Source organism: Aquabacterium sp., from assembly GCF_044226965.1.
Taxonomy (GTDB): domain Bacteria; phylum Pseudomonadota; class Gammaproteobacteria; order Burkholderiales; family Burkholderiaceae_C; genus Pseudaquabacterium.
In genome coordinates, this window is the sequence record NZ_JBGAGA010000073.1 from 1 (window position 1) to 15124 (window position 15124).

Sequence of the window (15124 nt, forward strand, 5' to 3'; positions counted from 1 at the left end):
AACGCGCCGGATTCTTCGAGCGAATGCGTCAACGCGTCGCGGGCTGGTTCTCGAAGTAACGCGCCGGCTGATACTCAACGCCACTGTTGGAAGCGGTCGTTGGCGATGTCAGTTCATGGCCGATCGGCGCCCGTCATCACTTCCGTTGATGGGTAAGTCCTGACTCGTCGTCATACCCCCGCGCAAGGCGCGCCGGTCTTCGATCTCTGCACTGCAGCGAATGCCGTCGGTCACGGCTCGGCCTGGAATGCACGGTCTGGGACGCATTGCCGTCACCCCTCAAGCGCAAGAGGTGTGCAAGCAGCGCAGCGGCGAAGGGGTTGATCCGCCATCATCGCCCGCGCCGACGACCATGTCCGCCACGAAGGCGGTCGGCTGCTTTGACGACATGGACGACGCCCTCCCCTTTGCGAACCCCACCGGGACCACAGCAGCACCGCAGCCGGGACCACAGCAGCACCGCAGCACTGCAGCACAGCAGCACGGTGAGCACACCGGTCAGTGCTAAGTGGTTGATAAGACAAGGGGTCGCGTAGAACACTGTCGCCATACGACGTTAACTCAGCATACTGAGTTCTGGCTAGACGCAGGGGTCAACGAGCCCATCACCGGCAGATCCGAGTCGTCCAGTGCCCATCAGTCTTTGCTGATTGAATCGTTGCAGTTCGACGCGCCGTCGCGCAGACTTCGTCCAGGCTCACCAAGCAAGGACCAGACGAAAGTGGCGAACTCAAAACAATCCCAGAACCGCCGGCTGAAGATGGCGGAGCGCGCCCAGCAGCAACTCGCGCTGCACTTCCCGAACGTCCTGGACGCCCTGGTGTGGCGGCGCAAGACGAATGACGGGTTCACCACTGTGCCGCGCACGCTGCCGATCGCCATGCAGGCAATCGACGCAACGTCGAAGGGCGCGCCTGCTGGGCACTCGTTGTTCTGCCTCTGGGCCCGCGCCCCGGACAACCCGTTGGTCGCGGTTGAGAATCCGGCGACCTTTGCGGCCGAGACAGGCTTCACCGGCGAGCGCTCGGTGGACACCTGGCGCAAGCGTATGCGCACGCTGCGCGATCTCGGCTTCATCCTCACCAAGCCCGGCGCGTCCGGCGACTTCCACTATATCCTGCTGTTGAACCCCAACGTCGCAGTGGAGCGGATGCGGCGGCGTGGCCTGGTACAAGACGCCGTCTACGGCCGCTTCCAGGAGCGCCTGGCCGATGTCGGAGCCGCCGGCGACTGGGCGACGTACGAGGAGGCGCAGAAGGCCGCAGATGAGAAGGCGGCGGCGGACGCCGCTGCGGTCGCCAAGGCAGCGCCCGCCGAGAGGGCGCGGCCGGCCAAGGCCGGCGACAAAGTCAAGCGAGGTGCCCCGTGAAGCGCGAGGCGGCCAACCTCTACTCCGGTTTCAAGAACGATCGCGACCGGCTGTGGGCTCTGATCTCACGCGATCTGCGGATCGTCGCCGTCACCGCGCTGTGCGCCGTTGCCAGCGGTGCGTCGCCGCTGCTGCGCGAGGTGTTCCTGCGGTGGCTCGCATGAATGCGACCTTCCGGCCACTTGTCCGCTACATGGGGATCTATGCAGATCAGGCACCTCAAAGCTGAGAACTTCCGCGGTACGGCCACTTTGGAGTGGGCGCCGGGTGCGGCGTTCTGCTGTCTGATCGGCCCCGGCGACGCGGGCAAGTCCACCGTTCTGGATGCCATCGAGGCGGTGCTTTCCTCTCGTTGGTTCTCGTTTGGCGAGCACGACTTCCACCGAGGCGACACCGCCAAGACGATCGTCATCGAGGTCACAGTCGGCGAACTCAGCAAGGCGCTGAAGTCCGACGAGCGTTTCGGCCTGTATGTCCGGGGCTGGACCAAGGCCGGCGTGTTGCGCGATGAACCGGAAGACGACGACGAAGCGGTGCTCACCGTGCGGCTCAGCGTCGATGCGACCCTGGAGCCCGTCTGGCAGGTCGTCTGCGACCGCGCCGACGAGCCACGCACGATCTCGAACCGGGATCGCGCACTTTTCGGACTCGTGCGCTTGGCCGGCGACGACGCCCGACACCTGGGGTGGGGCCAGGGCTCGGTACTGTCGCGGCTGACCGGAGACTCGGACGAGGCCGCAGTGCGGCTTGCTGCTGCCTACAAGGCCGCGCGCGACAGCGCGAACCTAGGCGAGATCGAGTCGTTGGCGAAAACGGCCGGGGCCGCGGAGGGGTTCGCCAAGGGCCTGGGTGCCTACGTCGAGGCCGGATACGGGCCCGGCCTGGAACTTGGCCGCGGGGGCCTGTCCTCGGGCTCCATCGCCCTGCACGACGGTGGCGTTCCCCTGCGCCTGGCTGGCCTGGGCACGCGCAGGCTTGCCACGCTCGCGATCCAGAAGTCGGCGATCACCGAGGGCGCGATCGTGCTGGTTGACGAGATCGAGCACGGCCTGGAGCCTCACCGCGTGATGGGTGCCATTTCCCAGCTCCGGGGCGACCAGGCACGCGCAGCGGAGGCAAAACGTCCCATCGGTCAGGTGTTGATGACCACGCACTCCGAAGTTGCTTTGGGCGAGGCCGGCGCCGAGAGCCTGCGCGTGTGCCGCACGACGCGCCCGGCGCGCGTGACGACGATCATCAAGCCGGGCGCACCGGATCCCATCCGCGCCCTCATGCGCTTTGCGCCGCGCGCGCTGTTTTCGCGGCGCATCCTGGTGAGCGAAGGAAACACCGAAGTTGGTGTGATCAACGGTGTGCGCGAGTTCTGGCCCCCTCTGCACGGCGGCATCCCGATCGAACACCTCGGCGGCTTCATCGCAGACGGCAACGGATCGCAGGCGCCGCAGATTGCGCTGGGCCTGCGCGGCCTCGGCTACGACATCGCGGTGTTTCGCGACTCCGACACGGACCTGAGTGCCGAAGACGCCGCCGCCCTCGGGGCTCAAGGAATCCCCGTCTTCGAGTACGGCGCAGGGCTCGATGTCGAGCACGCGATCATCTCGGTGGCAAGCGATGCGCAGATGCAGCGCTTGATCGAGCATCTGCGTGTCGAGCGTGGCGTCGGAAAGATCGATGACAACTTGCGCGCCGCCCTGGGGATGACCGCCGAGGCGCTGGCCCAACAGTTCAGCATGTGGGAGTTGAACTCAACGCTTGACGCCGCCGAGCTTCGCCGACGGATCGCCGACGAGTGCACCAGCCGCAAGTGGCTGAAGGACCAGCGGATCGCCCGCGGCGCCGGCCCCATCGCTTGGCAGGTGGCCGCGGAGAGCCCCGGTTCGCCATTGGCGCAGACCTTCGCGGCCGCCCGCGCCTGGCTCTATGCCTGAGGCCCAGGATCTGCTGGGGGTCGAGCGCGGCGCAATCGTCGCGCCAGCCGGCCACGGCAAGACCGAGCTGATCGCAAAGGTGGCGGCACTGGGGAGGCGCACGCTTGTCCTCACGCATACGAACGCGGGCATCCAGGCCATCCGTGCCAGGCTAAAGCGCATGCGCATTCCGCGGTCGGCCGTCATCGTCGACACCATCGCCGGCTGGTGCCTGCGCTACGCGCATGCGTTCCCCGGTATCGCCCAGCCGCCCGTAGACCTGCCGGTCGGTGCGCAGTGGGACGACGTGCATCGTGGCGTGAAATCGGCGTTGGGCGTCCCGGCCATCCGTCGCGTCGTGGAAGCTTCCTATGACCGCATCCTCATCGACGAATACCAGGACTGCAACGGCCACCAGCACGAGCTCGCCATCGCGCTGTCCGCGATAACACCGACGATGATCTTCGGTGATCCGATGCAGGGCATCTTCGAGTTCGCCGGCGCTACGCTGAGCTGGGAGCGTGAGATTCATGCCACTTTCCCGCTGGTGGCCGAGTTGGAAGTGCCCTACCGCTGGCGCGACAAGAATCCCGCGCTGGGCGACTGGATCGCCGACGCGCGCGACAGGCTGATCCGCGGCGACCGCGTGGATTTCGCCGACGGCCCCGTGGCCTACCGCCACGCCGACGATGCTTTCGATATGGAGGCGCTGTTCCAGAGCATCGAGGGCAAGGAAGGGACTATCGCTGCCATCCATTGCAACAAGGGGATCTGCTACCGCCTGGCTGCGGCTGCACGCGGCGGCTATCAGGCCATTGAGGAGATGGCGGCCAAGACGATGACGGAGTTCGCCGCGCGCTGGGACGCCTCCCCTACCCAGCCAGCCCGTCGCGATACCCTGCGGTGGCTGTTTGGCGAGTCCTTCAGCATGCGCAAACTCGGCGAAGAGGAATCACCCTCGACTGAAGAGACTTCGCTGCTCGAAGCCATCAAGGTTCCCATGGCTGCGCTGGCCGTTGACGGGCCCAGGGCTGCCCTTGAGATTCTGCTGTTGACCCGGAAGCTGCCTCGGGCACGGCTGCACCGGCAGGAGCTGGTTCGCGACGTGGAGCGCGCCATCTCCGAGCTTGCGGCAGGACGCTGCGCCACCATGCTCGAAGCCGCCAAGCGGATCCGTGATCGAGCTGGTGTCGTGGGCCGTCGCATGCCGAAGCGGACCGTCTCGACGCCGCTCTTGCTGAAGGGCCTGGAGTTCGACCATGTGGTCGTGCCCGATGCTGCGCACTTCGCATATGAGCGCCATGCCCAAGCCAAGCTGTTCTACGTGGCGATCTCCCGACCCACGCAGTCGCTGACGATCACTGGCTCGCAAGGCTACCTGCAGCTTCCGCCGCCAGCACTTTGAGGGTGCGGCTGCCTATCCGGCGTCGATGGAGGTCGTTACGGCAGAAAGGCCGCCTTGCGTCCGCTTTGACTGACAGCTGTCATCCAGAGTCTTCCGCATCAGCGCCTGTCTTCAGTCTGCAGCAGCCTCCGACACTGTCGCCGCAACTCCCTCTTGAACACCGTCCCCATCGACATGCTGCGATGTCATCGTGCGTCGTTGAGGATCACGCGGAGGCTCACCCCGCGGGGTCGATTGACACAGCGAACACCCCCAACCTGCACAAGGCGTCCGCCAAGTCATCGACTGGATGGACGGGGGCCGTCGACACAACGTTTCGAAGGCCTGCCGCCCGCCCCTCAGCGCTCGACCGTCTTGTTCCAGCGCGCGTTCCACTCCGGCCGCAGCGCGTTGATGCTGTCCCAGTCCAGCGTGATCACCGTCTTCATGTAGCCCTTGAAACGGTCCACCGTGGCCTGCGCGGCCGGCGTGGAAGGCTGTGTCTTCAGGTTCGACGGGATCTGATTGCCGAACTCCAGCGCCGCGGCCTGGGCCTGCGGCGTCAGCAGGAACTCGGCGAGCTTCTGCGCCAGCGCCGGGTTGTCGTTGTGCGCGGTCACGCACTCGGCCACCATCAGCAGCACCGAGCCTTCCTTGGGCTGCGCGTACTCCATCGGCACGCCGCGCGCCTTCTGCGTGGCCACGCCGGTGGGCGTGAGCGGGAAGATCGCGGCCTCGCCGGTCTGCACCATCTCGCTCAGCTTGGCCGAGCTGGGGATGTACTCCAGCACATTGGGGCCGATGGTGCTGCCCCACTTCGTGAAGCCGGGGTCGACGTTCTTCTCGCTGCCGCCCTGGATGCGGTTGAACATCAGGAAGCCGTGCAGCCCGAAGCTGCTGGAGGGCAGCGACTGGAACACCACCTTGCCCTTGAACTTCGGGTCGGCGAAGTCCATCCACGAGGTCGGCGCGGGCCACTTCTTCTCGTCGAACAGCTTCTTGTTGTAGCCGATGCCGGTCATGCCGACGTTGACGCCGGCGGCCATGCCGTCGGCCATGCGGGCGCTGGGGTACAGGTCCTTGAGGACCGGCGAATCGGCCATCTTCTGGCACAGGCCCATCTTGATGGCGCGCACCATCACGCCGTCGTCCAGGAACATCACGTGCACCGGCGGCTTCTCCTTGCTGGCCTGCACCTTGGCCAGGATGTCCGACGAGGTGCCGGGCACCACCACCACCTTGACGCCGTGGATGCGCTCGAACGCCGGGAACACGTACTTGGTGTACGAGCGTTCCATGTCGCCACCGTTCATGCCGATGTACAAGGTCTTGTCCTGCGCGGCGGCACCGCCGGCGGCCAACGCCAGCAGCGCGCAGGCGGTCATCATCGTCAAGCTCGGGCGGACCATGGTCGTTCCTTTCGTGGGTTAGGCAGGAGAACGCGCCGCAGCCTGGGCCGCGGCGAAACGGGTGATCGAGAAGGCGCCCAGCGGCACCGCGGTGCGGCCGTCGTGCTGCACCCACTGGGCCAGCGCCTCGCCGACGGCGGGGCCGGTCTGGAAGCCGGCACCGCAGAAGCCGAAGGCATGCAGCAGCTGCGGGTGGCGGGTGCCGGGGCCGATGATCGGCTGGTGGTCCGGCAACGAGCCTTCGACGCCGCTCCAGAACCGGATGACCTGCGCCTGCGCCAGCGGCGGGAACAGCGCGGCCATGCGCTGGCACAGCTCGCCGATGGCCACCGCGCGCGGCGCCGCGTACAGCACATGGCTGGCCGCGCCGCGGCTGCCGCCCATCACGCAGTTGCCGCGCGCGGTCTGCCGGCCGTAGATGCCGCCGCCTTCGACGCCGATGTTGACGTCCATGAAGCGCGGCACCGGCTCGGTGACGGCCATGCCGGGGTGGATGGTCTCCATTGGCGCGTCGTCGCCGAAGGCGCGCGCCACCGTCAGCGCCCAGGCGCCGGCGCAGTTCAGCAGCCACGGCGCGCGCACGGTCAGCCCGCGGCCGTCGCCGACCACGAATTGGTGGCCGTCGTGCGCCAGTTCGCGCACCTCGCAGCGCTCGATCACGCGCGCGCCGGCGGCCTGCGCGGCGCGGGCGAAGGCGGGCGACACCAGGCGCGGGTTGGCATGGCCGTCGCCCGGGCACCACGAGCCGGCGACGGCCTGCGCGCCGAGCCAGGGGTAGGCGCGGCGAAAGGCATCGCCGGTGATCAGTTCGAGTTCGAGTCCTCGGCCTTCGATGCGCCGCGCGTAGGCTTGCAGCGCCGCCAGGTCGGCCTCGCTGCGCGCGAGCTTCAGGTGCCCGGAGCGGACGTACTCGCCATCGATGCCGATGTAGGCGCGCAGCGTCTCCCAGATCTCCCTGGATCTCAAAGCGAGCGGCAGCTGCACCGGCAGCCGGCCCTGGATGCGCACGCCGCCATAGTTGACGCCGCTGGCCGCGGCCCCGCACAGCCCGCGCTCGAGCAGCACCACCGAGCGGCCGGCCCGGCGCAGGAACAGCGCCGCGGCACTGCCGACGATGCCGCCGCCGATGATGGCGACGTCGGCCTGCAGCGCGGAGCGGCCGGACTCAGTCATCCGCCTGGTCCTGCGGCACCGGCCGCGAAGCGGCCTGCAGGTCGGCCAGCGCCGCGATCGGCACCGGCTTCACCGGCGGCTGGCCACGCAGGCGCCCGACCTCGGCGAGCGAGCAGCCTGCCGCGTCGGCCAGCAGGCGCGCCGCGGCCGCGCCGCACATGCGGCCCTGGCAGCGGCCCATGCCGATGCGGGTCTGCGCCTTCAGGCGGTTCAGCTCGCGCGCGCCGGTGTCGCGCACGCAGGCACGCAGCTCGCCGGCGGTGACTTCTTCGCAGCGGCAGACGATCAGGTCATCGGGCGCCTCGGCGGCCCACTGCGCCGGGGGCGCGGCCATCCGTTCGAGGCCGGCGCGGAAGCGCTGCTGGGCCTGCAGGCGACGCTGCAGCCGCCCGGCCTGGTCGGCCGAGCTCGGCTGCCCGTGGTCCTGCAGCAGCGCCAGCGCGGCGCGCGCGCCGGCCAGTTCGGCCGCGTCGGCACCTAGCACCGCCGCGCCGTCGCCGGCCAGGTAGACGCCGGCCACGCTGCTGCGGCCAGCCGCATCGCGCTTTGGTCGCCACGCCTGGTCGAGCGGGTCGAACTCGAAGGCGCAGCCGGCCAGGTCGGCCAGCTGGGTCTCGCTGCGCAGGCCGTGGCTGAAGGCCACCGCATCGCAGGGTGTGTGGTGCACGCCGACGCTGTCTTGCCATAACAAGGATTCGACGCGGCCAGCCCCTTCAGCGCGCAGCAGCGTGGCGCCTTGGCGCAGCGCGACACCGGCCGCGCGCAGCCGCGCCAACATCCACGCGCCCCTGGCCGCCATCGCCGGCCGCGCCAGAAGGCCGGGCAGCGCGCGCAGCGCCGCGCCGGGCGGCGCGCTGTCCAGCACCGCCTGCACCTGGCCGCCGGCCTTGAGGTACTGCCAGGCCACCAGGTACAGCAGCGGCCCAGTGCCGGCGAACACCACGCGCGGGCCGACCAGGCTGGCCTGGGCCTTCAGCGCGATCTGCGCGGCGCCCAGCGTCAGCACGCCGGGCAGCGTCCAGCCGGGGAACGGCAGCACGCGCTCGGTGGCGCCGGTGGCGAGGATCAGCGCATCGAAAGGCAGCACCTCGGTGGCTGCGCCGCGCAGCAGGTGCAGCTGGCGGTCCTCCAGGTGCCACACCAGCGTGCCGGGGCGGTGGTCGAGTTGGGCCTTCAGCGCCTCGAAGCGCGCGAACAGCGCCGCGGCCTTGCCGGCCTCGAAGCCGTACAACGCGCGCCCGTCGCGCCGCAGCGCCGGCGGCGGCTGGCGGTAGATCTGGCCGCCGACCCGCTCGGCCTCGTCGACGAGCACCGGCCGAAGGCCGGCTTCGACCAGCTGCTCGGCCGCGCGCAGGCCGGCCGGGCCGGCGCCGACGATCACCGCGCGCAGGCTGCCGCTCACTCCGGCCACCTCGTCAGCAGGCGCAGCCCGGGCGTCAGCGGCGTGCTGCAGGCGCGCAGGCGCTGGCCGTCGGCGGTGTTCATCCAGCAGTCCTGGCAGGCGCCCATCAGGCAGAAGCCCGCACGCGGCTGCGCGCCGAACTCGCTGTGGCGCAGCACGCCGCCCTGCGCCAGCACGGCGGTGAGCACCGTGTCGCCTTCGAAGCCCTGGCAGGGCTGGCCGTCGAGCTCGAACGCGATGGCCGCGCGCGCGGGCAGCCCGTCCAGCCGCCGCAGCAGCGGCAGGGGCGTCTTCGTGTCGCTCATCGCGGTTGCCCCACCAGCACCTTGTCCAGCCCGTACAGCCGGTCCAGCACCACCATCACCAGTGCGGTGAGGCCGACGATCAGCGCCGACACCGCGGCCATCATCGGGTCGATCGATTCGGTGGCCAGCATGTACATGCGCACCGGCAGGGTCACCGTCTGCGGCGAGGTGATGAAGATCGACATCGTCACCTCGTCGAAGCTGTTGATGAAGGCCAGCAGCCAGCCGCCGGTGATACCCGGCAACATGAGCGGCCAGGTGATGCGGCGGAAGGTGGTCCAGCGGTCGGCGCCGAGCGACTGCGCGGCCTGCTCGATGCTGCGGTCGCTGCCGGCCAGCGCCGCGGCGATCAGGCGCAGCGCATACGGCGTGACGATCACCACATGCGCCAGCGTCAGCCACAGCGAGGAGCCGCGCACCTCCAGCAGCGCGAACAGCCGCAGCATCGCCACGCCCAGCACCAGGTGCGGCACGATCAGCGGGCTGAGCAGCAGGCCTTCCAGTGCCTGGCGGCCGCGAAACTCGTGCCGCGCAATGGCCAGCCCGGCCGGCACCGCCAGCGCCACCGCCAGGGTGGCCGCGCACACCGCCACGCCCAGGCTGTTCCAGAAGCTCTGCATCAGGTCGCTGTGCGCGAACACGGCGCGGAACCAGCGCAGCGAGTAGTCGCCCCAGGGCACCGACAGCGTGTCCTGCGGCGTGAAGGCCACCAGGCACACCACCACCAGCGGCGCGAGCATGAAGCCCACCACCAGCGTGTGGAACAGCAGCAGCAGCGGGCCGTTCTTCATCCCATGCGCCGCCGGTAGCGGCCTTCGAGCACGGCGTTGAAGCCCAGCATCACGGCCAGGTTCACCACCAGCAACGCGAATGCGATGGCCGCGCCCAGCGGCCAGTTCAGCTCGTGCAGGTATTCGTCGTAGATCAGCGTGGCCACCATCTTCAGGCGGCGGCCGCCGAGCAGGCCGGGAATGGCCAGCGCGCTGGCGCTGAGCGCGAACACGATCAGCGCGCCGGACACCAGCCCCGGCGTCACCTGCGGCAGCACCACGCGGCGCCAGGTGGTGAAGGGCGAGGCGCCGAGCGAGAGCGCCGCGTTCTCGACCCAGGGGTCCAGTTTCTGCAGCGAGGTCCACACCGGAATGACCATGAACGGCAGCATCACGTGCACCAGCGCCACCACCACCGCGATGGGCGTGTACAGCAGCCGCGTGCGGCCGATGCCCACCCATTCCAGGAACTGGTTGACGAAGCCGGCCGGCCCCAGCACCAGGCTCCAGCCGAAGGCGCGCACCACCACGCTGACCAGCAGCGGCGCCAGGATCACCAGCAGGAAGATCGAGCGCCAGGGCGCACGCATGCGGCTCAGGATGTAGGCCTCGGGCGCGCCGACGATCACGCAGATCAGCGTGGTCAGCAAGGCCACCCAGCCGGTGCGGGCGAACACCTGCCAGTAGTACTCGTCGCCCAGCACCTGCGCGTAGGCGACCAGCGTATAGCCGGGCTGCACGCCGGTCTCGTGGTTGAAGCGCTGGAAGGACAGCAGCGCGGTCAGCGCCAGCGGCAGCAGCACCATCAGGCCGAACAGCGCGAGCGCCGGCGCGCTCAGCGCATACGGCGTGGCGCGCGGCGCGGCACTGCTGCCGCTCACGCCGCGGCCTCCGGCGGCAGCAGGCGCAGCACGTCGTCCGACCAGGCCAGGCCGGCGGCGCCGTGCTCGTCCCACGGCGTGCGGCCGTCGTTGGGGCTGCTGACCTCCAGCTCGCCTAACGGTGATGTGACGCGGTACAGCCACTGGCTGCCGAGGAAGAAGCGTTCCTCGATGCGCACCGCCAGCCGGCTGGCGCCGTCACCGGCCGACAGCAGCCGCAGCTTCTCGGGCCGCAGGCACACGCGCACGGCCACGCCCTCGCCCGGCGCGCCGGCCGGTGCCGGCAGGCGCAGGCCGTTGGCCAGTTCGACCTCGCGGCCGCGCACCGTGCCGGCCAGCAGGTTGGCCTTGCCGACGAAGCCCGAGATGAAGGCGCTGGCCGGGTGCTCGTACAGCGCCTGCGGCGCCGCCACCTGCACCGCGCGGCCGGCCTGCATCACCACCACGCGGTCGCTGATCGACAGCGCCTCGGCCTGGTCGTGCGTGACCATGATCGTCGTGGTGCCCAGCTTGCGCTGGATGCGGCGCAGCTCGAACTGCATTGCCTCGCGCAGCTTGGCGTCCAGGTTCGACAGCGGCTCGTCCAGCAGCAGCACCGGTGGCTCGATCACCAGCGCGCGGGCGATCGCCACCCGCTGGCGCTGGCCGCCCGACAGCTCGCGCGGGTAGCGCCCGGCCATGCTGTCCAGGTGCACCAGCGCCAGCATGCGTTCGACCCGCGCGGCGCGCTCGGCCGGCGCCACGCGGCGCATCTCCAGCCCGAAGGCGACGTTCTGCGCCACCGTCATGTGCGGGAACAGCGCATAGCTCTGGAACACGACGCCCAGCCCGCGCTGGTTGGGCGGCAGGTGGGTGATGTCGCGCCCATCGAGCCGGATGCGGCCGCTGCTCGCCGGCACGAAGCCGGCCAGCGCCTGCAGCGTGGTGGTCTTGCCGCAACCCGAGGGCCCGAGCAGGCTGATGAACTCGCCGCGCTCGACGGACAGGTGCAGGTCCACCAGCGCGTGCACGTCGCCGTAGGACTTGCTCAGACCCTCGAGAACCAGGAAGGACATGTGGCCAGTGTGAAACCGCGGCTCCGGCGTCGTCAAGACGGTTCACCCGCGTATCGGAATGAATTTGCAGGAAAGTCCGGTATCCGGAAGAATGCAGCGACCAACTTGCTACTTCATTCCAATTGACGAGATCCATGGCCACCGAAGACAGCACCGTCAGCAGCCTGCACCGCGCCGTGCAGATCGTCCGTGCGCTGGCCGATGCCGCCGCCGAGGGCGGCATGCGCGTCAGCGACCTGGGCAAGCAGCTGGGCTACACGCAGGCCACCACGCACCGGCTGCTGCAGCAGCTGGTGGACGAAGGCCTGGTCGAGCAGGCCGCTCACAACAAGCGTTATGCGCTGAGCCTGGATTTCTTCTCGCTGGCCGCACGCGCCGGCGAACGCGGCGGCCTGCGCGAGCGCTGCCGCCCGGCGCTGCTGCGGCTGGGCGCCTCGCTCGGCGACAGCGTGTTCCTGCTGGTGCGTGCCGGCTTCGACGCGCTGTGCCTGGACCGCTGGGAGGGCCCGTTCCCGATCCGCAGCTTCACCGGCGACATCGGCGGGCGCGTGCCGCTGGGCGTGGGCCAGGGTTCGATGGCGATCCTGGCGCACCTGCCCGAGGCCGAGCGCGACGAGGTGATGCGCCACAACGTGCCGCGCATCCGCCACCTCGGCGCGCTGGACGAGGTGTACCTGCGCACCGAGGTCGCCAAGGTGCTGCGCCAGGGCTATGCCAACACCAACTCGGGCCTGATCGAAGGCATGGCCGGCGTCGCGGTGCCGGTGTTCGATTCCAACGGCCAGGTGGTGGCCGCGCTGAGCATCGGCACGCTGACCGCGCGGCTCGAAGGCGAGCGCCTGCCGGTGGTGGTGGACCTGCTGCAGCGCGAGGCGCGCGCGCTGGCCGCGCAGATCAACCCCTTCGACCGCGCGCTGCGCCGGCCGGCGGACAGCCTGGGCGGCGGGCGCTGAGGCCGCTGAAACCGCTTCAGCACGACGGCACGATCAGCACACGCAGGAAGCACACGCAGGAAGCGCTCGCAGGCCGCGACGAATGCGCCTCGGGGCTCATGGCCGTCTCAGGCACGCAATCGCGCATCGACCACCTCGGCACCGAACAGGAATGACGAGGTGCGGATCAGCCCGCGGTCGACCACGTGGATCGCGATCACCTCCAGCCGACCGGCACCTTCGGCCAGCGTGCGCGAGACATCGAGGTGGTCGATCACCGTGTTGCCGAACACCGAGCGGCTGACCAGCCGCGCATGGTGCGCCGGGTCGGCCAGCAGCCGCAGCACGCGCTGGCGGATCTGCGGATGGCCCGACGCCAGCAGCCGGCCCGGGAACTCGAACTGGTGCGCATCGTGCGCGTGCGCGGCCAGCATGGCCTCGACATCGCGCGCATTGACCGCATCGTGCTGGCGCTGCACCACCAGCTCGGCTGACGTGAACTTCATGATCGACCCTCTCGTGACGCTGACTCCGCTCCCTGTGCCTGTGAATCCTTCAAGCCGCGTCCAGCAGGTGGCAGGCGGCCAGATGCTGCTCGCCGACGCGCTGCTGACGCGGCACCCGCTCGCTGCAGCGCGGCATCGCATGCGGGCAGCGCGGGTGGTAGTGGCAGCCCGGCGGTGGCGCCAGCGGCGAAGGCATCTCGCCACGGATGGCCACGAACTCGCGCTTGCGCACCTCCAGCCGCGGCGTCTCGGCCAGCAGCGCCTGCGTGTACGGATGGCGCGGGTGGGCGAACAATTCGTCGGTCGGTGCGCTCTCGACCACGCGGCCGAGGTACATCACCAGCACGCGGTCGGTCAGGTGACGCAGCACGCCGAGGTCGTGGCTGATGAACATCAGCGTCAGGTCCAGCTCGCGGCGCAGCCGGTCCAGCAGGTTGATGACCTGGGCCTGGATCGAGACATCGAGCGCGGCCACCGCCTCGTCGCAGACGATCAGCTCGGCCTGCAGCGCCAGCGCGCGGGCAATGCCGATGCGTGCGCGCTGGCCGCCCGAGAACTGATGCGGAAAGCGCTGCATCACCGCGGCATCCAGCCCCACCTGCGACAACCAGTGCGCGACGTAGGCGGCCTGCTCGCGCCGCGGCACCAGGCCATGCACCACCGGCGCTTCGCCGACGATGTCGATCACGCGACGGCGCGGGTTCAGCGAGGCATAGGGGTCCTGGAACACCATCTGCATCTTCAGGCCCAGCGCGCGGCGCTCGGCCGGCGGCAGCAGGGCGATGTCCTGGCCCTGCCAGCGGCGCTGCCCGGCACTGGGCTGCAGCAGGCCCACCGCCAGCCGGCCCAGCGTGGACTTGCCGCAACCCGATTCGCCGGCCACGCCCAGCACCTCGCCGCGCCGCAGCGTCAGGTCCACGCCGTCCACCGCATGCACCACCGGTGGCGGCGCGGACCAGCCGGCCCGCTGTGCCAGGCGCTGCACCCAGTCCACCGGCGGGCTGAAGCGCTTCTCGATGCCCGCCAGTTCCAGCAGCGCGGTCATCACGCCGCCTCCTGCGCCGAGAACGGCGCCCAGCAGCGCACGCTGCGGCGCTGCAGGATCTGCGGCGCCGGTGGACGCTCACATTGCGCGCTGGCCGTTCGGCATCGGTTGCGGAACGGGCACCCCACGGGCAAGGCCAGCAGCGACGGCGTGCTGCCGTCGATCTGCCGCAGCGGCCGGCCGCGCTCGTTGCGCGCCGGCAGCGAATCGATCAGCCCGCGGGTGTAGGGATGCAACGGCCGCAGCAACACGTCGGCTGCCGGGCCGCATTCCACCAGGCGGCCGGCGTACATCACCGCCACCTGGTCGGCGATCGAGGCCACCACCGACAGGTCGTGCGTGATCCAGATCAGCGCGGTGCCGGCGTCGCGGCAGAGCTTCTGCACCTCGTGCAGGATCTGCGCCTGGATCGTCACGTCCAGCGCGGTGGTCGGCTCGTCGGCAATCAGCAGGTCGGGCCGGTTCAGCACCGCGATGGCGATCGCCACGCGCTGGCGCATGCCGCCGGAGAACTGGTGCGGGTAGGCCTCCAGCCGCTCGTCCGGCGCCGGGATGCCCATGCGCGCCAGCGCCTCGCGCGCCCGTTCGCGCGCGGCGCTGCGGCTGATGTCGTTGTGCGCGCGCACCGCCTCGATCATCTGCGTGTCCACCCGCAGCACCGGGTTCAAGGTCATCATCGGGTCCTGGAACACCATCGCGATGCGGTTGCCGCGCAGCGCGCGCATCTGCTGCGCGCTGGCCTGGCGCAGGTCGCGGCCCTGGAACAGGATGCGGCCTTCCACCACCTCGCCTGGCGGGTCGACCAGGCCGACGATCGAATAGCCGGTCATCGACTTGCCGGAGCCCGATTCGCCAACCAGCCCCAGCACCTCGCCGGCCTGCAGCGTGAAGCTGACGCCGTCCACCGCCTTGGCTATGCCGTGGCGGGTGCTGAACCAGGTCTTGAGGCCGTCGACCTCCAGGGTGGGCAGGGTGTTGCTCATCGT

Annotated in this window: 15 protein-coding genes; 5 read left to right on the forward strand and 10 right to left on the reverse strand. The window is 69.9% G+C overall.

The features are described 5' to 3' along the window. The first annotated feature begins 658 nt into the window (after window positions 1-658). Genes ACILR4_RS23805 through ACILR4_RS23820 form a run of 4 tightly spaced genes read left to right on the forward strand, consistent with a single transcriptional unit; the run spans window position 659 to window position 4681 of the window. On the forward strand, window positions 659-1369 hold the full coding sequence (locus ACILR4_RS23805) for a hypothetical protein (protein WP_395703376.1): 711 nt from the start codon (window positions 659-661) through the stop codon (window positions 1367-1369). After that, window positions 1366-1533, forward strand: a complete 168-nt coding sequence (locus ACILR4_RS23810) for a hypothetical protein (RefSeq protein ID WP_395703377.1) — start codon at window positions 1366-1368, stop codon at window positions 1531-1533. The genes ACILR4_RS23805 and ACILR4_RS23810 overlap by 4 nt, the downstream gene beginning before the upstream one ends. A gap of 39 nt (window positions 1534-1572) precedes the next feature. Next, window positions 1573-3297: an ATP-dependent nuclease gene (locus ACILR4_RS23815; protein ID WP_395703378.1), complete on the forward strand. Its 1725-nt coding sequence runs from the start codon at window positions 1573-1575 to the stop codon at window positions 3295-3297. Then, on the forward strand, window positions 3290-4681 hold the full coding sequence (locus tag ACILR4_RS23820; RefSeq protein WP_395703379.1) for a UvrD-helicase domain-containing protein: 1392 nt from the start codon (window positions 3290-3292) through the stop codon (window positions 4679-4681). The genes ACILR4_RS23815 and ACILR4_RS23820 overlap by 8 nt, the downstream gene beginning before the upstream one ends. A 338-nt stretch (window positions 4682-5019) precedes the next feature. On the opposite strand, the gene ACILR4_RS23825 is transcribed toward ACILR4_RS23820, so the two are convergent. From ACILR4_RS23825 to ACILR4_RS23855, 7 genes are all read right to left on the reverse strand, one after another. Next, window positions 5020-6069, reverse strand: coding sequence for an ABC transporter substrate-binding protein (locus tag ACILR4_RS23825; protein WP_395703380.1), 1050 nt, complete (start codon window positions 6067-6069; stop codon window positions 5020-5022). 18 nt (window positions 6070-6087) lie between these two features. Continuing rightward, window positions 6088-7242, reverse strand: a complete 1155-nt coding sequence (locus tag ACILR4_RS23830; RefSeq protein ID WP_395703381.1) for an NAD(P)/FAD-dependent oxidoreductase — start codon at window positions 7240-7242, stop codon at window positions 6088-6090. Then, on the reverse strand, window positions 7235-8644 hold the full coding sequence (locus ACILR4_RS23835; protein WP_395703382.1) for an FAD-dependent oxidoreductase: 1410 nt from the start codon (window positions 8642-8644) through the stop codon (window positions 7235-7237). The genes ACILR4_RS23830 and ACILR4_RS23835 overlap by 8 nt, the downstream gene beginning before the upstream one ends. Next, window positions 8641-8949, reverse strand: coding sequence for a (2Fe-2S)-binding protein (locus ACILR4_RS23840; RefSeq protein ID WP_395703383.1), 309 nt, complete (start codon window positions 8947-8949; stop codon window positions 8641-8643). Before ACILR4_RS23840 ends, ACILR4_RS23835 begins: the two co-directional genes overlap by 4 nt. Beyond that, entirely contained in the window at window positions 8946-9740 is a 795-nt protein-coding gene (locus tag ACILR4_RS23845; protein WP_395703384.1) for an ABC transporter permease, read from the reverse strand. The genes ACILR4_RS23840 and ACILR4_RS23845 overlap by 4 nt, the downstream gene beginning before the upstream one ends. After that, entirely contained in the window at window positions 9737-10525 is a 789-nt protein-coding gene (locus ACILR4_RS23850; RefSeq protein ID WP_395703403.1) for an ABC transporter permease, read from the reverse strand. Before ACILR4_RS23850 ends, ACILR4_RS23845 begins: the two co-directional genes overlap by 4 nt. 71 nt (window positions 10526-10596) lie before the next feature. Beyond that, complete coding sequence (locus ACILR4_RS23855; protein ID WP_395703385.1) at window positions 10597-11655, reverse strand: ABC transporter ATP-binding protein; 1059 nt, start codon at window positions 11653-11655, stop codon at window positions 10597-10599. Between the two features lie 134 nt (window positions 11656-11789). Between ACILR4_RS23855 and ACILR4_RS23860 the strand changes: the two genes are divergently transcribed. Then, on the forward strand, window positions 11790-12608 hold the full coding sequence (locus ACILR4_RS23860) for an IclR family transcriptional regulator (RefSeq protein ID WP_395703386.1): 819 nt from the start codon (window positions 11790-11792) through the stop codon (window positions 12606-12608). A 107-nt stretch (window positions 12609-12715) separates the two neighbouring features. On the opposite strand, the gene ACILR4_RS23865 is transcribed toward ACILR4_RS23860, so the two are convergent. From ACILR4_RS23865 to ACILR4_RS23875, 3 genes are read right to left on the reverse strand one after another with little or no spacing between them, the layout of a single operon-like run. After that, on the reverse strand, window positions 12716-13093 hold the full coding sequence (locus ACILR4_RS23865; protein ID WP_395703387.1) for a nuclear transport factor 2 family protein: 378 nt from the start codon (window positions 13091-13093) through the stop codon (window positions 12716-12718). A gap of 49 nt (window positions 13094-13142) precedes the next feature. After that, the gene (locus ACILR4_RS23870; protein WP_395703388.1) at window positions 13143-14138 is read right to left on the reverse strand and encodes an ABC transporter ATP-binding protein; all 996 of its coding nucleotides are present in this window, start codon (window positions 14136-14138) and stop codon (window positions 13143-13145) included. Beyond that, on the reverse strand, window positions 14138-15121 hold the full coding sequence (locus ACILR4_RS23875) for an ABC transporter ATP-binding protein (RefSeq protein ID WP_395703389.1): 984 nt from the start codon (window positions 15119-15121) through the stop codon (window positions 14138-14140). Before ACILR4_RS23875 ends, ACILR4_RS23870 begins: the two co-directional genes overlap by 1 nt. Between the last annotated feature and the right edge of the window lie 3 nt (window positions 15122-15124).